The following is a 21,436-nucleotide window of genomic DNA, read 5'->3' as shown; positions in this document are numbered from 1 at the left end:
CAGGGTCCAGGGCGGATTGATGAGGAACATGCCACTGCCATAGAGTCCACGGCCATCTGGTGAGGGGGCATGTACGCTCAGCGTGGCGTTGAGCCAGCTCTTGACCGGCAAACGCATCAGTTTGCGGGGCAGGTCATGTGCCTCGCGCCGCGATACCAGGGGATACCAGACTGCGAATACGCCATTGGCAGCGCGTTGGAGACCCTCCTGAACAGCATGCAGGGTTGAGGCGTAATCCTGCTTGTTTTCGTAGGAGGGATCGATCAGCACCAGGCTGCGTCGAGTGGGGACAGGCAGCAGCCCTTTCAGGCCATCAAAGCCGTTGGCCACCTGCAGTGAGGCCTGGCGCTGCGCAGCCCGCCCGGCTTCGCGCAGGTTGGCCGACAGCACCTGCTGTTCGGTGGGATGCAGTTCGAACAGTCGCAGTCGGTCGTGCGGGCGCAGGGCGTCCAGCGTCAGCCAGGGTGAGCCGGGGTAGTAGCGCAACTGGCCATCCTGGTTGTACAGGCGAATGGCATCAAGGTAGCGGCTGACCAACTGAGGCTGTTGCGAGTCGGCGGGCAGCGACCACAGACGCGCGATGCCGCTTTCGTATTCTGCTGTCTGGCCCGCCCAGTCACCCTCCAGGGCATACATGCCGGCACCGGCATGGGTATCGATCACCCAATAGGCGGCTTCCTTGCGATTGAGGTAGTCCAGCACCTGGACCAGGATGGCGTGCTTGAGAACGTCGGCATGGTTGCCGGCATGAAAGGCGTGGCGGTAGCTGAACACGGCTCAATCCCTGCTGCTGGTGTCGTGTTTCATCAGGCGCTCTTTCTCGCGGGCCCAGTCACGGTCGCGCTCGGTGTCGCGCTTGTCGTGCAGTTTCTTGCCGCGAGCCAGGGCGATGTCGAGCTTGATGCGCCCACCCTTGAAATGCAGGTTGAGCGGCACAAGTGTAAAGCCGCGTTGCTCGACCTTGCCGATCAGCTTGCTGATTTCCTCTTCCTTGAGCAGCAGCTTGCGAGTACGCATGGCATCGGGGTGGATATGCGTCGACGCCGTGGGCAGCGGGCTGACGTGCATGCCCAGGATCCAGATCTCTTCGTCGCGCACGATGACATAGGCCTCCTTGAGCTGGACGCGACCAGCCCGGATCGCCTTGACCTCCCAGCCCTGCAGGACCAGACCGGCCTCGAAGCGCTCGTCGATGAAGTAGTCGTGGAAAGCCTTGCGGTTATCGATGATGCTCATGCATGTTATACCGGTAAAATCCTGTCATTCTATCCATTTACCGCGTTCCATGCATACTGTACAGCGATCTGTCCTCGTCCCCTACAGCGCGGCCCAGATGTTCGATCTGGTGGCCGCGGTCGATAAATACCCTGAATTCATGCCCTGGTGCGGCGGCGCAGCGATCCTCTCGCAGGATGAGCAAGGCATGGTGGCCACGGTCACGATCAGCTTTGCGGGGCTCAAGCAGCGTTTCACCACGCGCAATACGCACGATTATCCAGGTCGCATCGATCTGAAACTGGTCGATGGGCCGTTCTCCAGTCTCGAGGGCCGCTGGCAGTTCCAGCCACTGGCAGAGGATGCCTGCAAGGTACTGTTCACGCTGGAATATGATTTTTCCAGTCGGACGCTGGCAACGCTGGTGGGACCGGTATTCAACCGCATCGCCACCAGTTTCATCGATTCCTTCACCAAGCGTGCCGAATCCTGTTATGAGTGAAAAGGCATCGCCAGAATCGATGATGATACTGATTTGCCATGTGCCTGCTGATGTTGCTCCCTGGCAACAGTGTATGCAGATAGCCGTGGGCTCGACAGTCGGGCAGGCATTGGCGGCCAGCGACTTTGCCATGCGCTTTCCCGGCCAGGATCCCTGGCTGGATGGCGTGGGTGTCCATGGCAAAATGGTCGGCCCGGAACAGGTGCTGCAGGCGGATGACCGCATCGAGATTTATCGACCATTGGTATTTGATCCAATGGAATCACGACGCCGGCGTGCAGCACATAGACAACGCCAGAAAACGGACCGGAAATCCTGATTTCAGGCCATTCCGGCCACCTGGGCAAGGAGACGACATGAAGCAGGGCAACAGTGACGCAATGTCTACGGCATCTCCGTCTACGGCATCTCCGTCTACGGCATCTCCGGGTACAGCACAGCCTGCTGTTCTTTTCGAAGAGCGGCAGGCAGGCAGTGGCCGCATCGGCATCGCGACCCTCAATGCACCGCGCACGCTCAATGGCCTGACGCTGGGCATGGTCGATCTGCTGTATCCGCGCCTGCGGCAATGGGAAGACGACCCTGACATCGTTGCCATCGTGCTGGCTGGCGCAGGTGATCGCGCATTCTGTGCGGGTGGCGATCTGCATGGGCTGTATCGCGACATGTTGGAAAACGGCAGTGCCGCACCACAGGATCTGGTCTATGCACGTACCTTTTTCGAGCGAGAGTACCGGCTCGATCATGCCATTCATCATCTGCGCACGCCGGTGCTGGTCTGGGGGCAGGGATTCGTCATGGGTGGCGGCATCGGGCTGATGGCCGGTGCCAGCCACCGAATCGTACTGCCCAACTCCCGACTGGCCATGCCGGAAATCAGCATCGGGCTGTTCCCTGATGTGGGGGGAACCTGGCTACTGGCACGGGTGCCGATGCATGGAGGTCGTTTTCTGGCGCTGACCGGTGCCCAGTTGCAGGCAGAGGACGCCATTTTTGCCGGTTTGGCCGATTATCTGCTGCCCGAAGGGGGCTGGACTGCCTTGATGAACGCCCTGGAAACGACGGACTGGCCGAAGGACGTGGTGGCCCGACATGAGTGCCTGCATGTCTTGCTGGCAGGGTTGCAGCAACCCGAATGTGGGCCTATGGGGCCATTCCAGACGCATATCAGGCTGATCCATGCGTGTTGTGCCCATGCCGAACTGGATGCCACCTGGACAGCCCTGGCGGCCCTCGCGACGCATCCGGATCCATGGCTGGCACGCGCCGCACAGACCATGCTGGCCGGTGCGCCTGGTTCGGCCAGGCTGGCCTGGACGCTGATGCAGCATGGCCACGGGCGTTCGTTGGGCGAGATATTGCGCATGGAGCTGGATGCGGCGCTGCACTGTTGCGCAGAGGGTGACCTGCAGGAAGGTATTCGCGCCCTGTTGATCGACAAGGATCGCATGCCACGCTGGTCGCCGGCCACGCTGGCTGATGTCGATATGGCCTGGGGCGAGGCGCGTATCCGATTGGACTGGCCGGGTGCTCATCCCCTGGCGGATCTCGCTTGATTGACAATCAGGAAGCGGAAACACATATGCAAGCCGTTTGGGTCTTCAATGGTGCCATGGCGCGTTTTCCGTCCGGAGTCTTTACTTCTCTGGATCACGCCAAGGCCTGGATAAAATCGAATCGATTGACAGGTGTATTGACGCAATACCCTTTGGATCAAGGGGTTTATGATTGGGCGGTGGCAAAGGACCTGTTTTTGCCGCAAGAGGAAAAACAGCGATTGCCCGCATTTATCGGCAGCTTTACGTGTGCTGCCATGGAGCATATGCATTTTGAGGACGGCCTGGAGGATTGAGCCTGCCAGGCCATGTCTCTGCATTGCGCGATGGCGGCAGTATTCAGTCTGCCGTACCTTCCAGCGAGTAGGGCAACGCAGCAGGCGCAATCAGGCCGGCAGCGCTTTCACTGCCGAGTGCGTCAGGCTGAAGATAAAGCGGCCCGTCCATCAGCGCCAGCGGGGCCTCGAACAGCAGGTGCAGCACATCGCCCTGTCGGGCCGCATTGATGACGCGGCCTTCCGGGACAAAGGCTCCGGCATCGTCCTGTCGGCAGATATCCAGTCCGGGCAGGGAGTCTGTACTGGTTTCCAGTCCTGCCGGCACAGTGACGCAGCCTGCCGTCATGCGGCGCTTGACCGTGGTGCGGTAATGGCTGCGCGCCACCACTTCCTGGCCTGGATAGCAGCCCTTGCGAAAATTGACGCCACCGATCAGTTCGAAGTCCAGGCTTTGCGGAATGAACATATCCTGCGTAGCTGCCACGATCCAGGGCAGGCCGGCGCGGATATCCTCGGCCAGCCAATCCTGTGTTGCAGCCAATGCCGGACCTTCGGCTTGCGACGACAGCGCTGATTGAAGCGTTGCAGGCAAGGTCTCTGCATCCTGTGCTGCTGCGTCAATCACCAGCCAGCGGCCTACGCCAGCGCTGCCTGCCGGCATGCCGATCAGCGTCAGGCCATCGACTTGCTGCAGTGCCCAGGCATGGTCGGGCATAGCGGTGGTGGTATCCGGCAGACCTTCAGAGCACACTGCCGAATCGGCAGCAGCAAGGCTGCAGCCCAGAACCGGGGCATTGTCCTCGATCAGCAGGCGAACCTTGGCGCGCAGCACGAACATGGACAGGCGCTTGTGGATGGCGGCAGCGATGCTGCGCGACAGCAGCATGACGACTTCCGGGCCGTTGGCCCCCTCATGGCGCCAGACCAGCATGCTGGCGAGCATACGCCCTTTGGGCGAACAGTAGCCAGCGAGACGGGCCTGGCCAGCAGTCAGCCCGCTGATATCCTGGGTCATCTGCCCGTGCAGGAAGGAAAAGGCATCTTCACCCTGTGCGCGAATGACGCAGAAGTCAGTCAGACGCGCAATGCGTGCATGGGTGGCAAGGGATGTGAGCAGTGAGGCAGTCATGTCGGCAAATGGATTTCAATGTATGGCAAACCAAAATATCATAGTCCCTGGAACACATCCGGTACACTTCGGTTCACATGAAACGCATCATCCTTATTTTCCTGCTCGGGCTTCTGTCCCTGGTCCTGCTGCTGGCCGCTGCGGCAGGCGGAGCCTGGCACTGGGCCAACAAGCCTCTTTCCGTTGAACCGAACAAGGTCGAAATCGTCATCGAAAGCGGCGGCACGCCGCGCAGCGTCGCGCGCCAGCTCAATGAGGCCGGTGTCAGCCTGCACGAAGATGCCTTTGTCTGGCTGGCCCGTCTAAGTGGTCTGGACAAGCGCTTCAAGGCCGGTGCCTACGAAGTTTCGCCTTTGGATACCCCGCTGAGGCTGGCCCAGCGCATCGCCGATGGCGATGTCACGCTACGGCGCCTTACCCTGGTCGAGGGCTGGAGCTATCGCCAGATCAGGGCAGCGTTGGCAGCCCAGTCGGATATCAGGCAGACGCTGGAAGGGGTGGATGATGCCCAGTTGATGGAGCGCCTGGGCAGCGAGTTTTCGCATCCAGAAGGCCTGTTCTTTCCGGATACCTACACATTTGCACCTGGCACGACCGATTTCGAGATTCTCAGGCAGGCCTACCAGGCCCAGTTGCGCAGGCTGGACGAGGCCTGGCAGACACGGGACAAGGAACTGCCCGTCAAAACGCCCTACGAGCTGCTTGTTCTGGCCTCTATCGTTGAAAAGGAAACGGGTCATCACGAAGATCGGGCAGCGGTCAGCGGCGTCTTTGCCAACCGTCTGCGTATCGGCATGCCGCTGCAGACTGATCCGACCGTGATCTACGGCATGGGTGAGCGCTACCAGGGGCGTATTCGCAAGCGCGACCTGCAGACCGACACGCCCTGGAACACCTATACCCGCAATGGCTTGCCGCCCACGCCGATTGCCAGTCCGGGGCGGGCGGCACTGATGGCAGCAGCGCAACCCGGCACACACAAATACCTGTATTTCGTATCGCGCGGCGATGGCACGAGCGAGTTTGCCCAGAATCTGCAACAGCACAATCGCAACGTTTCGCGCTTCATTCTCGGAAGAAATCCATGAGTGACACAGTCACCGGCCGGCAGCAAGCGCTGCGTGGATGTTTCATCACACTGGAAGGCGTCGATGGTGCCGGCAAGAGCACGCATGTCGACTGGATTGTCACGCAGTTGCGCGATGCCGGGCTCGATGTGATCTCGACCCGGGAACCGGGCGGTACGCCACTGGGGGAAAAGCTGCGCGAACTGCTGCTGGGCGAGGACATGACGTTGGCCACTGAGGCGCTGCTGATGTTTGCGGCCCGCAACGAGCACCTTGAGCAGGTCATCCGGCCCGCACTGGCCGCTGGCCGCTGGGTGGTCTGTGACCGGTTCACGGATGCCACCTTTGCCTACCAGGGCGGCGGACGAGGCCTGGGCACGCAACGGGTGGCAGCACTCGAGGCTTGGGTACATCCCGATCTGCAGCCCGATCTGACGCTGCTTTTCGATGTGCCTCTCGAAGTGGCTCGCCAGCGTGCCGGCCAGGCCCGTGCGGCAGACCGTTTCGAACGCGAGGGCGCTGCCTTCTTCGAACGGACCCGCGCCGCTTACCATGACCGTGCCGTTGCCGCACCAGCACGCATCTGCCTGATCGACGGTACGCCGGATATCGAGTCGGTGCGAGCGCAGTTGAAACCCGTACTGCTGGCACAGATCGCAAAGGATGGGGCGGCATGAGCACGGCTGTTTTCCTGCCCTGGCACCAGGAGGCATTGTCCGACTGGCAACGCCAGAAATCGCGTTTTGCCCATGCCTGGCTGATTCATGGCGTGGCCGGGACCGGCAAGCTGGAATTTGCCCGCGCGGCGGCTGCCAGCCTGCTGTGCGAAAGTCCGCAGGCGGGTCAGGCCTGTGGGTACTGCCAGGCCTGTCAATGGGTGTCTGGCGGGAATCATCCGGATCTCAAGAGGATACGCCCCGACAGCGTGGCCCAGATCGAGGGGCAGGCTGACGAAGGCGAAGAGGGCGATGCGACAGGCGAGGGCGAAGCCGAAGGCAGCTCGAGCAGCCGCAAGAAAAATCCCTCCAGGGAGATCCGGCTCGAGCAGATCCGCGCGCTGGAGTCCTGGTTCCACCTGGCCACACATCGGGGAGGTTGGCGCGTAGTGCTGCTGTATCCAGCTGATGCACTCAATACGATTGCGGCCAATGCGCTGCTCAAGATATTGGAAGAGCCGCCGGAACATACCGTATTCCTGCTGGTAGTCGATGCCCCGGATCGGCTGCTGCCGACCCTGGTGTCGCGCTGTCGCAAACTGCCGTTGCCTGCACCCGGCTGGGATGCGGCGCTGGCCTGGCTGCAGCAGCAGGAACTGGCCGATGCCCCAGCCTGGCTGGCGGCCGCCGGTGGTGCCCCACTGCAGGCGCTGCGCCTGTCGCGCCAGCAACCACAACCCGTGCCGGCATGGCTGGAACAGGCCATCCAGACCCTGGCTCGCAACCAGCAACCCGATATCGGCCAACTGGCCGAAGACCTGGACAAACAACCGCCGGCACTCTGGCTGGATACGCTGCAGCGGTTCTACGTCGATCTGATGCTGGCGGCACACGGTCAGTCGGTGCGCTATTACCCGTCACACCAGCGTGAACTGGAAGGCATCGCCGGCCGGATGCCGGCAGCACGCCTCTCGGCGGCGCTGCAGTGGCTCAGCCAGCAGCGGCGGGTGGCCGGTCATCCTCTCAATGCCCGGCTCTGGTTGCATACCGTTTTGCAGAACACCCTGCTTTTCTCGGCTTGAAACATGTATATCGATTCACACTGCCACCTCAATTTTCCTGAGTTGCGCGTGCAGTTGCCGGAGATCCTGGCGAACATGGCCCGCAACCAGGTTACGCATGCGCTGTGCGTGAGCGTCAACCTGCCGGACTGGCCGGCCATGATGGACACCATCGCGCCACATGACAACCTGTGGGCCTCGGCCGGAGTGCATCCGGCCTACGACGATACGCCGGAAGCCTCGATGGCGCAGTTGCTGGACATGGCGGCCCATCCCCGCGTCATTGCGATCGGCGAGACAGGTCTGGACTATTACCACCAGGAGGCTGCGCCGGAATGGCAACTGACGCGTTTCCGGCAACATATCCGCGCAGCCCGGCAGTCTGGGCTGCCTCTCATCATCCACACGCGGGCTGCGGCCGAGGATACGTTGCGGCTATTGCGCGAGGAGCGTGCCGACGAGGTCGGTGGTGTCATGCACTGCTTCAGCGAATCGTGGGAAGTGGCCGAGGCTGCGATGGAACTGGGATTCATGATTTCCTTTTCCGGCATCGTGACGTTCAAGAATGCACACGTGCTGCACGACGTGGCACGTCGCGTACCGCTGGAGCGTATCCTGATCGAAACCGATGCCCCATACCTGGCACCGGTGCCGTATCGCGGCAAGCTCAACGACCCCTCCAAGGTCATCCATGTGGCCGAGAAACTGGCCGAACTCAAGCAGGTGCCACTCGCTACAATAGCGGAGCACAGCACCCGCAATTTCTTTTCCCTGTTCAACAAGGCGGCTGCATCCGCCTGATCCACGACGGAGCCGGCATGCCGCCCAAATTCTTTTCCCATGTCCAAAAACCCGTTCGCCACCTGGCGCTGCGGCGCATGCTGGCAGGCCTGTTGGCGGCAGCGACGCTGCCTGTCATGGCAGCCGATGCCGGCAACTGGTGGTTCTATGTCACCAATGACCGGGTCGCCGATATTCAGGAGTTGCTGAATGAAGGTGCCGATCCCAATCTGCGCACGGCCGATGGGCAACTGTCGGCCATCCAGGCGGTGCGCGAAGGATCCTGGGGCGTTTTCGATGCGCTGACCGGTGATGCCCGCATCGATCTCAATGCCGAGAACAGCCTGGGCGAAACCGCCCTGATGTATGCCGCCCTGGAAGGGCAGGAACAGCGTGTCAATCGCCTGATCGAGCGGGGTGCCAAGGTCGTCAAGCTGGGCTGGACGCCGTTGCACTATGCGGCAGCGGGTGGGCATACCCGAATCGCGGCGCTGCTGCTGGATCAGGGTGCCTTGCCCAATGCGCCTGCACATGATGGTGTCACGCCGCTCATGATGGCCATGCGTGCCAACAGCCATGATGCGGTGCAACTGCTGCTGGATCGAGGTGCCGATCCTGAAGCACAGACATCAGCAGGAAAAAGTGTTGTGGATTTTGCCGCAGAGCGGGGCCATCGACGACTGGCTCGCGCGCTTAGCGATCTGATCGCCGAGCGTCGCGCCGCGCGCCCAACCGGGCAGTGATCTCTTGCATGATGTGATCCGGTGACAATTAAATTTCAGATTTAATAATAGGGGACGCAACAGGGTTAGTCTCAGCTTGATTCGGCTTGGTGGCAGGGTTATAACTGCCCGAGAGTCGGTTCACCTGGAGACAATCCGATGTCATCGCACGTCACGCACGCCTTACCGTCCTACCTGGATAAAAATCATCTTGGCCCTTGGGGCATCTACCTGCAGCAGGTTGATCGCGTCACGCCTTATCTTGGATCGCTGGCCCGCTGGGTCGAAACGCTCAAGCGCCCCAAGCGCACACTGATCGTCGATGTGCCCATCGAGCTGGATGACGGCACGATTGCCCACTACGAAGGCTACCGCGTGCAACACAACCTGTCGCGCGGCCCAGGCAAAGGCGGCGTCCGTTTTCACCAGGATGTCACGCTCTCCGAGGTCATGGCCCTGTCGGCCTGGATGTCGGTCAAGACAGCGGCTGCCAACGTTCCCTATGGTGGAGCCAAAGGTGGCATCCGGGTCGATCCGCGCAACCTGTCGCGTGCCGAACTGGAACGCCTGACCCGGCGCTACACCAGCGAAATCAACCTGATCATCGGCCCCAACCAGGATATTCCTGCGCCTGACGTCAACACCAACGCGCAGATCATGGCCTGGATGATGGACACCTACTCCATGAACAAGGGTGTCACGGCCACCGGCGTGGTCACCGGCAAGCCCATCTCGCTGGGCGGCAGCCTGGGGCGGACCGAGGCGACCGGACGCGGTGTCTATGTCACCGCCTGCGAGGCCGCACGCGATATCGGCCTGAACGTGGCGGAATCCAAGGTCAGCGTGCAGGGCTTCGGCAATGTCGGCGGCACGGCTGCGCGCCTGTTCCACGATGTCGGTGCCAAGGTCGTAGCGGTTCAGGATCATACCGGCACCATCGTCAACGAGTTCGGCCTTGATGTGCCGGCACTGCTGGCCCATGTCGCAGAGCAGGGCGGCGTGGCAGGCTTTGCCAATGCCCAGTCCATCGATAACGATGCATTCTGGAGCCTGCAAACAGACATCCTGATCCCTGCCGCGCTGGAAGGTCAGATCACCGAACACAATGCCGGACAGATCACAGCACGCATCGTTGTGGAAGGAGCCAATGGCCCGACCACGCCGCAAGCCGATGACATCCTGACCGACAAGGGGGTCGTGATCGTGCCCGACGTGATTGCCAATGCCGGCGGCGTGACGGTCAGCTATTTCGAGTGGGTGCAGGACTTCTCGAGCTTCTTCTGGTCGGAAGATGAAATCAATCATCGCCTTGAGCGCATCATGCGTGATGCCTACAGTGCGGTGTCGCAAGTGGCGCGTGATCACAAGGTCACGCTGCGCACGGCAGCGTTCATTGTTGCATGCACTCGAATCCTGCAGGCGCGCGAGGTACGAGGTCTTTACCCGTAAGCATGCAGCAGCCTGGTGGCAGATGACCTCGTATCACTTTGCCACCCGAGCGCCATGGCTCGTAAGTGAATCAAGAGACCAGAGTCAGTTTTCAAAAGAACTGACTCTTTTTTTGATCTTGCCGTAGTAATAGCTTGCCTCAAGCAAGTGCTCGGCCAAGGTCGAACTCTCCGACCAGTCTATGACAAACCTGGGATACGTGGGCTTGTATATCCTTGGGTCCATGATTGAAATCATCTTTTCAAGCTCATTTTTCGTATTCATTAAAAAATGAATTGAAAATGGTGCCGGCTCTTCATTTTCGTGCAAGGCAATGGCAGCTTCGACGGCAGCCAGCGTTTTTCTAAAGAAATCGGTCATGTCTATATAATAAAAGGCAGTTTTGAGCAAATCTGCGAAATTGCAGTGCTCTGCCGCAATTGCCTTGCCTTTCTGCGTGACAGCATGAAAATCCATACATGCATTTTCGCATTGAATCGTTCAGTATTCCATCAGTACGGCTGCACTTTGCCAGCCAGCGCCCACAGACCAAAAAACAACAAGGTCATTCTTTTTGATGATGCCTTTCCGGATTGACTCGTGAAAGGCAACAAAAGGACTATTGGTTGCCGTGTAGCCAAAACGATGGGCTACGTGAGGTGCCTTTTCCTGATCCACGCCCAGGCGGGCGCATATCTTGGCGATATTGCCGATGGAGAATTGAGACAGCATGAATCCACCGATGTCCGCTGCGCATAAATGATGGCGTGCAAGCAGGGCCTGTATGGAATCCACGGCAGCATCCACACAGATACTGTCATCAAACGGGGTGAACTGAATCCGTGCCGATAGTCCGGGCTGGTGAATGTTTGAGAGCCCATTGCCTGGAAACAAGGAATTGTCGATGACCGATGTGTCGACATGAATCCGCGCATCGATAATGCCGCGGCCATGTGCCGTTTTCCGCAAAATGACTGCGGCGGCCGATTCTGCCATGCACGCGTGATAGACAGGGGCATCCTGACTGTGTGCGCCGAGAAAATCCGTACCGACGACCAGTGCTGATCGACAATCGGGGCGAGCCATCATGGCACGAGCCGCCTGGTCAAGTGCAATCACCATGCCAACGCAGTTGGCATTGAGATCATAGGCCAGTGTGTGGGAGGCCGCGCCGAGTGCATGGTGCAATTTCAGTGCCGTGGCGGGAATAAGGTACTCGGGCGTCTGAGAGGTGAAAATGATCAGATCCAGATCTTCTGCATCAAGGCCTGCCTGATCCAATGCAAGCCGGGAGGCGGCCTGTGCCATGGTCAGAGTCGTGTCTTGTCCGTTTCTGATCAGATAGCGTTTTTGGTGCCCCAATGCGTGCAATAAACCCTTGACGTCAATGTCGCGTTGCGCGAAGTGCTCGATAAACCATTCGTTGTCGACTTCATCCTCAGGATGCCACAGGCCGGTGGCGACGATTGAGACATTCTCCATTTTTCTGGCTCCTCGCAGTAGGGGGCTGAAGCTTTTCCAAATGCATTGAATTTATGTGAATTTTCATTCTAATGAAAACCGACCGCTTGAATTGGTTTTTTTCGATTTGGCTTTTCTGTTGAAAAAAATTGTTGCAAATGGAAGGGCGTTTGTTATTCTGGGTGTGCAGTTTTCATGATTTACAGATGGACGGGTCATTGCATTCAATTCACATATTATTTAAACCGCTTGAAATCCACTTGATCAACAAGGAGTGGCATTATGCTGAAAACTTGTGTGGAAGTCGTTGTGCAGGCAATCGAACGTCTCGGTGTTGGTCATGTCTTTGGTATTTCCGGCGGTCCTATCGTACCGTTGGTCGCACAGTTTGACGATAGCAACATACAACTGATTCTGGCCAAGCATGAACAGGGTGCGGCCATGATGGCCGATGGCTATGCACGCGTCAGCCGCAGCCTGGGCGTATGCTTTGCGACATCAGGCCCAGGTGCAACCAATGCGCTGACTGCCATCGCCGCGGCCCAGGCCGATTCCATACCTGTTTTATTGTTGACTGGACAGGTATCCCAGAAAACGTTCGGCAAGGGTGCGCTGCAGGAGGGAAGTGGCTTGCAGCGCAGTGCCGATCTGGTGCAAATTTTTCGCAGTGTCACGAATTATTCTGCCATGATCCCTTGTGCCGAGCAGACCATGCATATCCTGCGTTCTGCGCTGCGTCATGCCTTGTATGCCAGGCGTGGTGCGGCACATATCAATCTTCCTGCCAATCTGTTGCGGCTTCCTGCAGGAAATGAGTCGGCAATCGCTCTGGACAGCGCAATGCGAGGCAACCTGGTACCCAGCGACCATGCCTTGATGCGCGCAGCTGAACACATCTCCACGGCGCAACGGCCTGTCATTCTGGCCGGGCATGGTGTCAATCTGTCAGGAGCCTGGGAACCACTGCAGGCCTTGGCCGAAGCACTTGGTGCACCGGTTGCTACCACCCTCAAGGGCAAGGGTGCATTTCCGGAAGATCATGCCCTGGCAGTGGGGGTATTTGGCTTTTCAGTCAGTCCTGTCGCAGATGACTTGCTGCTCGGAGATATGCCGGACCTGTTGCTGATCGTGGGATCCAGCCTGGGTGAATTCCAGACGCACAGTTGGGAACCCGCCTTGACGGAAAACCGGATCTGCATCCAGATCGATATCGATGCCATGGAGATCGGCAAGAACTACACGGTAGATGCCGGGCTGGTTGGAGACGCCGGCATCACGCTCTCGAGACTGCTGTCAGTCATATCACAACGACATCGGAAGGTCTCGTCATGGGTATCCACAGCACAGGATCATCCCGATGCAATCCAGCTGCAGAATAACGATCCTGTGCTCAAGCCACAGGCTGTCGTGGCCTGCCTGTCGGAGCGATTGAGCAGGGAGGCGATTCTTTTTGTCGATGCCGGAAACTGCATGAGCTGGTCAGGGCAGTACTATCGCGCTGTCAGTCCAGGGGATTTCCATATGGGAATTGGCATGGGTGCCATGGGCCACTCCATTCCTGCCGCCATCGGGGGCAAAATTGCCGCACCGCACCGGCCTGTCGTGGCACTGGTCGGCGATGCTGCCTTCATGATGACCGGGACGGAGATTCATACCGCCGTTGAATATGGCATTGCTGTCATCTGGGTGGTATTGAATAATTGTGGACATGGCATGGTCTACAACGGTGAGGCGCTTCTTTATGGAAAGCCTGTCTTCAGCCTGTTCGATCAACGCATTGATTTCACGGCGATGGCTCAGGCCATGGGTGCTCGGGCGGCCACAGTGACCACGCTGGATGAATTCGATAGTGCGCTGGAAGATGCCCTGTTGGCAGATGCGCCCTTTGTTATCGATGTTCATGTGGATATTGAGCAAGTCCCGCCGGTTCTGCATCGCCGGATTGGCACATTGAAAAAATATTTCAATGCGGAGGAGATCTGAAAATGCACACCAGCCTCTCGCCAGCGAAATGCATGCCAGCTTTTTCAAAGATAGGTATCCTGGGCTGCGGTGCAGCATTTCCAGACCGGATTCGACACAGCGATGATCCGATATATGCCTCGATCAAACGACATCCGAATGCCCATGGCGTGATCGAGGCAGATACCTTCACAGGCGTACGCCAGCGCCATGTTCTGTCGGATGGACAGTCATTGATGGATCTGGCCAGCAACGCCTGCCAGGCTGCCTTGGCTCGTGCATGCATGACGGCATCACAGATAGACCGTCTTTATGGGTATCTCTCGGTCTCGGAATATCTGACGCCTAACGCCTTGTTTGCAGTCCATCGGCAATTGAAGCTGCCCGATGAAACGATGGTGATTCCCATCAACAGCGAGTTTTCCAATTTTTTGCTGTCGCTTATCCAGGCCTGGGAGGCCATTGCCTGCGGACACTCGCGAAGTGCGCTGATCAGTTGCGCCACGAACTGGTCGGCGCACATGGACTATACCCAGGGACATGCCATCAGTATCGGCGACGGGGCCGGTGCCGTGCTGGTCGGCCCGGATGCACCATTTGAGATTGTCGATTATGCCGTACAGACACTCAGTGCCAGATATGGTGCCATGACCATGCAGTCGCGGCCCAGGGAGGATATGCCGGGGCGAGAGCACGCGACGTATCGAATCGCGCCTGAAGCCGGGCTGGCCTCGTATGCCCAGGAAGGCATGGAGGGTCCGATCAGGCTGATCCAGGGGCTGCTGGCACGGCATGATATTGCGCCAGACCGTGTGGGACTTTTCATGCACCAGGCCACACGCATGCTCCTGGATCATTGGCACACGCAAATCGGCCCCTCGCGACTGTATGAGTCGCTGGAAACGCACGGCAACATGACCTTTGTGTCCGTTCCCGCCAACCTGGCACTGCATTGGGACGCCATCAAAGAAGACTACCTGGTGCTACACGCCCTGGGCACTGGTTTTCACCAGATTGCGGTCTTGCTGCGCCGAGTCCCTCGAAAGGAGTTCGAATAGGGTGTCCGTCATCAATCAGCGCGGCAGGTATTCCGGCCGGAATATGCCCTGGAGCTGCGCATACGGAATGATCAGTTCAGGCTGACCCATCGAGTAGGGCGCAATATCGTAGGTGTCGTACTTGACGATGGCATGGTCCTGGACCAGCGCGACATTGTCGCTTGGCTGGAAAGGCCAGAGCCGGTTGTACTGCTCGGGCTGCTCCTGGGCGTCGTCATTGTCTGCCAGCCAGCGGGTATGGGCTGCTCGCAAGGCCTGCTCGAACGCCGGGCGCTGTCCGGGCAGCAGGATATCGTCGAGCGACAGCACCTTGCCGAGGCGGCGATCCCAGTTGAGATATTGCGTGGCGTGCATGCCATGCGCCGCACCGGTCAGATAGTGTCCGCTTTTCAGTTCGGCCACGATCAGCGCCGGATCGTGGCGCAGCAGGCGGGCACGGAATTCGGACTGGTCCATGGGCTGGGCATGCTGCCAGAAATAGTCGCGGTAGGCTTCCAGCGTATCGAAAGTCTGGCGAGCATCGCCTTCACTTGCCGTCATGTAGGCCAGGGCGTGGTCGATGATGGCATTGAACCTGGGCTCGCCGCCGATCTCGAACGATTCCACATTGATAGACGGGCAACTGCCGCTGCATCCTGGCTTGTCCTGTTTCCAGTTGATGGCACGCACCCGGTCGTTGGCAAGGGCAGGGCGTGCTTCCGGTGTCGCTACCGCCGGTGACTGTGCGGCCTGTCCGGCAGCCGGCGTCGCTTCGACCGGTGGCGCACTGGTACGCACCAGGTCTCGCGGAGCACCACTGGCGCAGGCACCCAGCAACATGATGGTCGCGCATACGCTTGCGCACAGGCCTGCACTGCGCAGCGTGACTTGAGGGGTATTCATGGCAGGTTTCTCCTGGTTTCGCTCAGGCCACCCGGGCCACTGCGGCCTCGCCCTTGTCATAGGCCCGGCGCGTTGCATCTCGCTGTGCAATGCTATCGAACCAGCGCTTGAGATTGGGAAAGTCATCCAAGTCCTGACGCTGGCGCTCGTGCGGCACGATCCATGGGTAGCAGGCCATGTCGGCGATCGAATAGGCATTGCCGGCAATGAAATCGCGGTTTTCCAGACGGCGGTCGAGTACACCATAGAGGCGGGCGGTTTCCTTGACGTAGCGATCAATGGCGTATTCGATCTTGACGGGGGCAAAAGTCCCGAAATGGTGATTCTGGCCTGCCATCGGCCCGAGACCGCCCATCTGCCAGAACAGCCATTGCAGCGTTTCCGTCCGCACGCGGATGTCTGCGGACAGGAAACTGCCGGTTTTCTCCGCAAGGTAGAGCAGGATGGCACCGGATTCGAAGAGGCTGATGGCGGCACCGCCGTCGGCGGGATCGTGGTCGACGATAGCCGGAATGCGGTTGTTGGGCGCGATCCTGAGAAAATCGGGCCGGAACTGTTCGCCTGTGCCGATGTTGATGGGGTGGATGGCATAGGGCAGGCCGGCCTCCTCGAGGAAGAGCGTGATCTTGTGGCCGTTGGGGGTGCTCCAGTAATACAGGTCTATCATGCTAAATCCTTATCGGTCAGGCGAAATGTTGCCCAGCTGTTGCAGCCGATACTATACCGTCTCGGCCAGCAGGCGCTCTATCTCCGCCTCCAGGGCCGCCGGGCGCGTCGCAGGTGCATGCCGGGAAACAGGCTGGCCGTGCCGGTTCACGAGAAATTTGGTGAAATTCCACTTGATCGCCTGTGTGCCCAGCAGGCCCGGGCAGGACTGCCTGAGCCAGGCAAAGAGCGGATCGGCATCGGCACCGTTGACTTCGACCTTGGCACACATCTGGAATGACACCCCGTAGTCGAGGCTGCAGAACGAGGCAATCTCGTCGGCATCGCCGGGTTCCTGTCCACCGAACTGGTTGCAGGGAAACCCCAGTATGGTCAGCCCCCGGGTGTGCCAGCGCTCATGCAGGGCCTGCAGCTCCCGATACTGGGGTGTGAAGCCGCATTTCGAGGCGACATTGACGACCAGGACGACACGGCCGCGATATGTAGACAATGGGCAGGGCTGCCCTTGCAGGGTCTGGACTTCGAAGTCATAGAGGGTATGTGTCATGAAGCGAAAACTCCGTGCTGATGACGCCCGGCGATGCGGCGGGGAAGGGGTATGATACGTCGAAACAGCAAGTACCACCGGAGCATCCGACATGAGCGATATCATCGAACGCCTGCAATCCACGCTGGCCAGCGGCAAGGACGGCCTGCTGGTCCGTTTCGGGCTGGGCCAGGCCCTGGTCGAGCACGAGCGCTGCGAGGAAGCTGCCGAGCATCTGCAGGCGGCTCTGGCATTCGATGAAAAGCATTCCGCTTCCTGGCTGTGGCTGGGCAAGGCACTGGAAGGTCAGGGCAAGCTGGCCCAGGCCGTGCGGGCCTGGGAGTCGGGCCTGGCCGTGGCGCAGGCGCAGGGCGATCAGCAGATCGTGCGCATGCTGGAAGTGTTCCTCAAACGCCACCAGGGCAAGATCCCGCGCCCGACGATCTATCACAATCCGGTCTGCGGCACGTCGCGCAAGGTACTGCAGATCCTGCGCGATTACGGTACCGATCCCATCGTGGTGGAATACCTGCGTGACACGCCTTCGCGCCATACCCTGGCCGGCCTGCTGGCACAGGCAGGGCTGACGCCTCGCGAAGCCATCCGCAGCAAGGAAGAACTGTATAAAGTGCTGGGACTGGATGCAGCCGGGATTACGGATGACCAGTTGCTGGATGCCATGGCCGAGAATGCCATCCTGATCAATCGCCCGTTCGTCTCGACCCAGGCTGGCACGCGGTTATGCCGTCCGGCCGAAGTGGTGTTCGAGATTCTCTGACCATCAGGCAGCAACGACAACTGGTGGCAGTGCCTTGCGAGCTGACAGGAATTCATTCCAGGCTTCCTTGAGCAGCCATGCCAGCACTTTCCGGCGCGCTGCCAGCAGCCCCTTCATGCAGGAACCGGCATTTTCAACCTGCCTGATCTTTGCCTGTGCCTCTTGCCATAGCCAGTCCGGATCATAGCCGGCCCATTCGGGGGTTGTAGCAAAATAGGCCCCCCACAGTACGGGGGCCACCCACTCAAGAAGCGCTGTTTCGATATGGGGCAAATTGATATCGCGAGTCGCCCGTGCCAGATAGGCGTAATCCGTTTCGGTATCGAGGAAAAATTCCGACAGGATGATGACCAGTTCCCTGTCGGTGGGCCTGCCAGCCATCGTCGGGTTAGTCGTAGCGGCTGTTGCCCATGCTGTAGCGCCCGGCACCCAGCAGGAAGATGGACAGGGCACCGAACAGGAACATGCCTTGCAGCTCCAGGGCCCATCCACCTGATCGATCGATGGAAAGCAACTGACCCGTATGCGCCAGATAAAATGCCATCAGCATATGCACGACCACGATGAGTGCCGCCGGGCGCGTGAACAGGCCGATGATCAGGAGCAGGGGGGCCACGACCTCGCCCACATAGGCACCATAGGCGAAAAATTCGGGCCAGCCGCGCGCTGCCAGCATCCCCATGATGCCTTGCACGCCGTGCGTGAGCTTGTGCAGTCCGTGCAACAGCAACAGGCCGCCTACCGAGAGGCGCAGCACAAGTTTTCCGGCGTGATCGTACGACATAACGGGCTCCGTCCTTGTTTCATGAAGTGGCAGAATCTGGCGGCATTCCTGCGTCGGCAGGTGCTGGCACCCGTATAGTAATACGATCAGGGCTGGATTGTCGGCAGGGTATCCGGGTAGGTTCTGGGTGTATGTTGCGCCGGGCGGTTGCGGCCCTTGAGCAGGATGTTCCAGTAATAGAAGGGAAAATAGAACTTCTTGAGCCAGCCATAGCGGCGCCGTGGCACACGGGGATCAAGCGACAGGGTGGGGGTGATCACCCCGCCGTAGGTGAATTCCGCCAGCAGTACGCGTTCAGCCGAGGTGGTCACCGGGCATCCAGCATAGCCATCGTAGGCTGCCGTCAAGGGCTTGCCATCGAGCTTGGCGAGGAGATTGGCCGCCACGACCGGGGCTTGCTCCTTGATGGCGGCTGCAGTCTTGCTGTTGGGTGTCGAGGTGGCATCGCCCAGGCCAAAGATGTCGGCATGGCGGGCATGCTGCAGGGTGTGCTTGTCGATATCGAGCCAGCCACCGCCATCACCAAGGCCGCTTTCACGGATGAAGGCCGGCGCGCTCTGTGGCGGCACGACATGGAGCAGATCGAAATGGACGTCTTCCCGCTGGGTCTGGCCTTCGACCGTCGCTTCGAAAGTGGCGATATGGGCCGGGCCATCGACCGCCACCAGATGACGGCCAAAATGCGGCTGCGCCTTGTAGTGGGCAATCACCTGTTCCAGCGCCCTGGCGTAGAAAGGCACGCCGAACAGGGCCCCTGTGCCGGTATAGAAATGCAGTTCGGCGGTTTGCTGCCTGCGACGCAGATGATCTGCTGCAAGATAGAGCGCCTTCTGGGGGGCTCCCGGGCATTTCACGGCAGTGGCAGGCTGGGTAAACAGGGCCGTGCCCCCCTTGAAGTTGCGCAGCAGTTCCCAGGTGTACGGGGCAAGATCATAGCGATAGTTGCTGGTCACGCCATTCTGTCCCAGCGTTTCGGACAAGCCTGCAATTTTGTCCCAATCCAGATGGATGCCGGCCGCAATGACCAGTGCCTGGTATCCGATCCGACGGCCATCGGCCAGCACGGCCTGCCTGTTGTCGGCATCGATATGGGTGACGGCCTGCGCGATGTGCGCAATGCCGGATGGCAGCAGGGTGCGCGTTGCGCGGCGGGTCTGCTCGGGCTTGAACAGCCCGGCACCGACCAGCGTCCAGGCCGGTTGATAGTAATGCTGCTCGGCCGGATCGATGATGGCGATATCCAGGTCGGGACGGGCACGTTTCAGTTGTGCGGCCACGGCGATGCCAGCTGTGCCGGCACCGACGATGACAACGGCATGCCGGCTGTCTGGGGTGGCGATGTGGAGCGGATGCTGCTCGGTTGTTTGGGTCATGATATTTTTTGGCTATTGCAATGATTGCCAATTCTAATCCTGATGTTTTATAACCAAACAATCCAAAAATAATACCCTTATACGAAATTATTCATATAAGCAGGGTTCCAAGAATGCATTTTCATCCCGGAAGGATGAGCGAGTTGAGCACATGATCCTGCCATATGCCATTTATCTTCAGATAGGATTTCGCATATCCTTCTTTTACAAAGCCCAGGCTGCCAAGGGTCTTTCGGCTGCGAAAATTATCCGGAAGATGATTGGCCATGATCCGGTGCAATCCATATCTTTCATGGACATAGGTAATTGATTGCTTGAGCGACTCATGCATCAAACCTTGACCCTGACAGGCGTGATCGATTGAAAATCCCAGATGGCACGCCTGGAAAGCGCCAAACATGAAGTTTGTGAAGTTTATGCTGCCTATGACGCTCTGTTCATCCTTTGGCGTAACAACCATGAGCAAGCATTTTTTCGCTTCGTAATCGGCTGTGGCGTAGGCGATTCTTTCCGAGATGCCATCGAGGGTGAAGTATTCGTCATTGCGCAAAGGCTCGAATGGTGCAAAATTCGTCCTGTTCTCAAGCAGGTACCGCTGCAGGTTCTCTGCGTGATCGGAAGTCAGCAGAGATATATCTGTTCGCTCAGTGGATAGCAGTTTCATATCTCATCATTAAAAGCAGGCAAGGATCGCATCATGCCAGAGAAATATCCGATTCAGGTGGTCATCAATGCGAAGCGGTCAGCGAACGTCAGGCTCATGAATCGATACCCAGGCAAGCCAATCTCGGCACGGGCCATATTCGCATAATGTATATTATGTCAAATTATGGATGGAGTAGAAAACAGAGGTATACAAGCAGTCGCCTGCATGCTTGAATAAGGTTCCCTTCCACAACCAAGGATGGATGTACCATGAGTCAATACCGCATTGCAGTCATCGTCGGCAGCCTGCGCAAGGATTCCTTCAACAAGAAGCTTGCTCATGCCGTGGCGAAGCTGGCACCGCCCGAGTTCACGTTTGAACAGGTCGAGATCGGCAATCTGCCACTCTACAACCAGGACGACGATGCCCAGACCCCCGATGCCGTGCTGCGCTTCAAGGAGAAGATCCAGGCTGCAGACGGACTGCTGTTCGTCACGCCCGAGTACAACCGTTCGATTCCCGGCGTGCTGAAAAATGCGCTCGACCAGGGCTCCCGTCCGTATGGCAAGAACGCCTGGGCCGGCAAGCCAGGCGGCGTAATCGGTATTTCCATTGGTGCCATCGGTACGGCGCTGGCGCAGCAGCACCTGCGCAACGTACTGGTATTCCTGGATGTACCCACATTGGCACAGCCCGAAATCTTCCTGCAGGCAAAGGAAGGCTTCTTTGATGCAGATGGCAGCATCGGTGCAGGCAGCAAGGATTTCGTACAGAACTGGGTCAATCGCTACGCCGACTGGGTGCGCAAGCACAAGGCCTGATTACCAGCGATCATGCCATCATTTGGATGAAAAAAGCCGCCGGATTTTGGTTCCGGCGGCTTTTTTTTCGCCGGGCCGCCCCAAG

The 21,436-nt window shown here is 59.0% G+C and carries 26 protein-coding genes; 14 read left to right on the top strand and 12 right to left on the bottom strand.

The window, feature by feature from the left end; all coding sequences use genetic code 11:
* Both ABN482_RS12605 and smpB read right to left on the bottom strand, forming a co-directional pair.
* Nucleotides 1–774: 23S rRNA (adenine(2030)-N(6))-methyltransferase RlmJ (locus tag ABN482_RS12605; RefSeq protein WP_349504313.1), on the bottom strand; the 774-nt coding region annotated here is incomplete at its 3' end.
* Between the two features lie 3 nt (nucleotides 775–777).
* Nucleotides 778–1,236: an SsrA-binding protein SmpB gene (smpB, locus tag ABN482_RS12600; RefSeq protein WP_349504312.1), complete on the bottom strand. Its 459-nt coding sequence runs from the start codon at nucleotides 1,234–1,236 to the stop codon at nucleotides 778–780.
* Between the two features lie 49 nt (nucleotides 1,237–1,285).
* On the opposite strand from smpB, the gene ABN482_RS12595 reads away from it, so the two are divergent.
* From ABN482_RS12595 to ABN482_RS12580, 4 genes are all read left to right on the top strand, one after another.
* Nucleotides 1,286–1,717, top strand: a complete 432-nt coding sequence (locus tag ABN482_RS12595) for a type II toxin-antitoxin system RatA family toxin (RefSeq protein WP_349504311.1) — start codon at nucleotides 1,286–1,288, stop codon at nucleotides 1,715–1,717.
* 73 nt (nucleotides 1,718–1,790) lie between these two features.
* A complete protein-coding gene (locus tag ABN482_RS12590; protein WP_502877290.1) occupies nucleotides 1,791–2,036 on the top strand; it encodes an RnfH family protein in 246 nt (81 codons plus the stop codon).
* Nucleotides 2,037–2,073: 37 nt separating this feature from the next.
* Entirely contained in the window at nucleotides 2,074–3,273 is a 1,200-nt protein-coding gene (locus ABN482_RS12585) for an enoyl-CoA hydratase/isomerase family protein (RefSeq protein WP_349504309.1), read from the top strand.
* Nucleotides 3,270–3,569 carry a DUF7710 domain-containing protein gene (locus ABN482_RS12580; RefSeq protein ID WP_349504308.1) on the top strand — a complete coding sequence of 100 codons (300 nt, stop codon included), beginning with the start codon at nucleotides 3,270–3,272 and terminating at the stop codon, nucleotides 3,567–3,569. The genes ABN482_RS12585 and ABN482_RS12580 overlap by 4 nt, the downstream gene beginning before the upstream one ends.
* Before the next feature lie 43 nt (nucleotides 3,570–3,612).
* Here ABN482_RS12580 and ygfZ read toward each other — a convergent pair whose 3' ends face one another.
* On the bottom strand, nucleotides 3,613–4,680 hold the full coding sequence (ygfZ, locus tag ABN482_RS12575) for a CAF17-like 4Fe-4S cluster assembly/insertion protein YgfZ (RefSeq protein WP_349504307.1): 1,068 nt from the start codon (nucleotides 4,678–4,680) through the stop codon (nucleotides 3,613–3,615).
* 77 nt (nucleotides 4,681–4,757) lie between these two features.
* Between ygfZ and mltG the strand changes: the two genes are divergently transcribed.
* The 6 genes from mltG to ABN482_RS12545 all read left to right on the top strand — a co-directional run bounded on the left by mltG (nucleotide 4,758) and on the right by ABN482_RS12545 (nucleotide 10,415).
* Entirely contained in the window at nucleotides 4,758–5,768 is a 1,011-nt protein-coding gene (gene mltG, locus ABN482_RS12570) for an endolytic transglycosylase MltG (RefSeq protein ID WP_349504306.1), read from the top strand.
* Entirely contained in the window at nucleotides 5,765–6,424 is a 660-nt protein-coding gene (gene tmk / locus ABN482_RS12565) for a dTMP kinase (protein ID WP_349504305.1), read from the top strand. Before mltG ends, tmk begins: the two co-directional genes overlap by 4 nt.
* Entirely contained in the window at nucleotides 6,421–7,485 is a 1,065-nt protein-coding gene (gene holB, locus ABN482_RS12560; protein ID WP_349504304.1) for a DNA polymerase III subunit delta', read from the top strand. Before tmk ends, holB begins: the two co-directional genes overlap by 4 nt.
* Before the next feature lie 3 nt (nucleotides 7,486–7,488).
* Nucleotides 7,489–8,265, top strand: a complete 777-nt coding sequence (locus ABN482_RS12555; protein ID WP_349504303.1) for a TatD family hydrolase — start codon at nucleotides 7,489–7,491, stop codon at nucleotides 8,263–8,265.
* Nucleotides 8,266–8,282: 17 nt separating this feature from the next.
* The gene (locus ABN482_RS12550; RefSeq protein ID WP_349504302.1) at nucleotides 8,283–8,987 is read left to right on the top strand and encodes an ankyrin repeat domain-containing protein; all 705 of its coding nucleotides are present in this window, start codon (nucleotides 8,283–8,285) and stop codon (nucleotides 8,985–8,987) included.
* 138 nt (nucleotides 8,988–9,125) lie between these two features.
* The gene (locus ABN482_RS12545; RefSeq protein ID WP_349504301.1) at nucleotides 9,126–10,415 is read left to right on the top strand and encodes a Glu/Leu/Phe/Val family dehydrogenase; all 1,290 of its coding nucleotides are present in this window, start codon (nucleotides 9,126–9,128) and stop codon (nucleotides 10,413–10,415) included.
* Between the two features lie 84 nt (nucleotides 10,416–10,499).
* Here ABN482_RS12545 and ABN482_RS12540 read toward each other — a convergent pair whose 3' ends face one another.
* Both ABN482_RS12540 and ABN482_RS12535 read right to left on the bottom strand, forming a co-directional pair.
* A complete protein-coding gene (locus tag ABN482_RS12540) occupies nucleotides 10,500–10,871 on the bottom strand; it encodes a hypothetical protein (protein ID WP_349504300.1) in 372 nt (123 codons plus the stop codon).
* Nucleotides 10,872–10,895: 24 nt separating this feature from the next.
* Nucleotides 10,896–11,876, bottom strand: a complete 981-nt coding sequence (locus ABN482_RS12535; protein ID WP_349504299.1) for a 3-oxoacyl-[acyl-carrier-protein] synthase III C-terminal domain-containing protein — start codon at nucleotides 11,874–11,876, stop codon at nucleotides 10,896–10,898.
* Between the two features lie 261 nt (nucleotides 11,877–12,137).
* Between ABN482_RS12535 and ABN482_RS12530 the strand changes: the two genes are divergently transcribed.
* Both ABN482_RS12530 and ABN482_RS12525 read left to right on the top strand, forming a co-directional pair.
* Nucleotides 12,138–13,838: a thiamine pyrophosphate-binding protein gene (locus ABN482_RS12530; protein ID WP_349504298.1), complete on the top strand. Its 1,701-nt coding sequence runs from the start codon at nucleotides 12,138–12,140 to the stop codon at nucleotides 13,836–13,838.
* 32 nt (nucleotides 13,839–13,870) lie between these two features.
* Nucleotides 13,871–14,875, top strand: coding sequence for a 3-oxoacyl-ACP synthase III family protein (locus ABN482_RS12525; protein WP_349504297.1), 1,005 nt, complete (start codon nucleotides 13,871–13,873; stop codon nucleotides 14,873–14,875).
* 15 nt (nucleotides 14,876–14,890) lie between these two features.
* Here ABN482_RS12525 and ABN482_RS12520 read toward each other — a convergent pair whose 3' ends face one another.
* From ABN482_RS12520 to ABN482_RS12510, 3 genes are read right to left on the bottom strand one after another with little or no spacing between them, the layout of a single operon-like run.
* A complete protein-coding gene (locus ABN482_RS12520; protein ID WP_349504296.1) occupies nucleotides 14,891–15,757 on the bottom strand; it encodes an RsiV family protein in 867 nt (288 codons plus the stop codon).
* A 22-nt stretch (nucleotides 15,758–15,779) separates the two neighbouring features.
* Nucleotides 15,780–16,424 carry a glutathione binding-like protein gene (locus ABN482_RS12515; RefSeq protein WP_349504295.1) on the bottom strand — a complete coding sequence of 215 codons (645 nt, stop codon included), beginning with the start codon at nucleotides 16,422–16,424 and terminating at the stop codon, nucleotides 15,780–15,782.
* A 51-nt stretch (nucleotides 16,425–16,475) separates the two neighbouring features.
* A complete protein-coding gene (locus ABN482_RS12510; protein ID WP_349504294.1) occupies nucleotides 16,476–16,970 on the bottom strand; it encodes a glutathione peroxidase in 495 nt (164 codons plus the stop codon).
* 91 nt (nucleotides 16,971–17,061) lie between these two features.
* Here ABN482_RS12510 and arsC point away from each other — a divergent pair, with 91 nt between their 5' ends.
* A complete protein-coding gene (gene arsC / locus ABN482_RS12505) occupies nucleotides 17,062–17,727 on the top strand; it encodes an arsenate reductase (glutaredoxin) (protein WP_349504293.1) in 666 nt (221 codons plus the stop codon).
* Between the two features lie 3 nt (nucleotides 17,728–17,730).
* Here the strand turns inward: arsC and ABN482_RS12500 are convergent, their stop codons facing one another.
* From ABN482_RS12500 to ABN482_RS12485, 4 genes are all read right to left on the bottom strand, one after another.
* Nucleotides 17,731–18,108: a DUF7079 family protein gene (locus ABN482_RS12500; protein ID WP_349504292.1), complete on the bottom strand. Its 378-nt coding sequence runs from the start codon at nucleotides 18,106–18,108 to the stop codon at nucleotides 17,731–17,733.
* Between the two features lie 7 nt (nucleotides 18,109–18,115).
* A complete protein-coding gene (locus ABN482_RS12495) occupies nucleotides 18,116–18,511 on the bottom strand; it encodes a DoxX family protein (RefSeq protein WP_109060760.1) in 396 nt (131 codons plus the stop codon).
* Between the two features lie 86 nt (nucleotides 18,512–18,597).
* Entirely contained in the window at nucleotides 18,598–19,884 is a 1,287-nt protein-coding gene (locus ABN482_RS12490; RefSeq protein ID WP_349504291.1) for an NAD(P)/FAD-dependent oxidoreductase, read from the bottom strand.
* Between the two features lie 121 nt (nucleotides 19,885–20,005).
* A complete protein-coding gene (locus ABN482_RS12485) occupies nucleotides 20,006–20,548 on the bottom strand; it encodes a GNAT family N-acetyltransferase (protein ID WP_349504290.1) in 543 nt (180 codons plus the stop codon).
* A gap of 251 nt (nucleotides 20,549–20,799) precedes the next feature.
* Here ABN482_RS12485 and ABN482_RS12480 point away from each other — a divergent pair, with 251 nt between their 5' ends.
* A complete protein-coding gene (locus ABN482_RS12480) occupies nucleotides 20,800–21,351 on the top strand; it encodes an NADPH-dependent FMN reductase (protein WP_349504289.1) in 552 nt (183 codons plus the stop codon).
* Nucleotides 21,352–21,436 lie beyond the last annotated feature (85 nt).

This window comes from Corticimicrobacter sp., assembly GCF_040137905.1.
Taxonomy (GTDB): Bacteria; Pseudomonadota; Gammaproteobacteria; order Burkholderiales; family Burkholderiaceae_B; genus Corticimicrobacter.
This window is presented reverse-complemented; position numbering and strand designations above follow the sequence as displayed.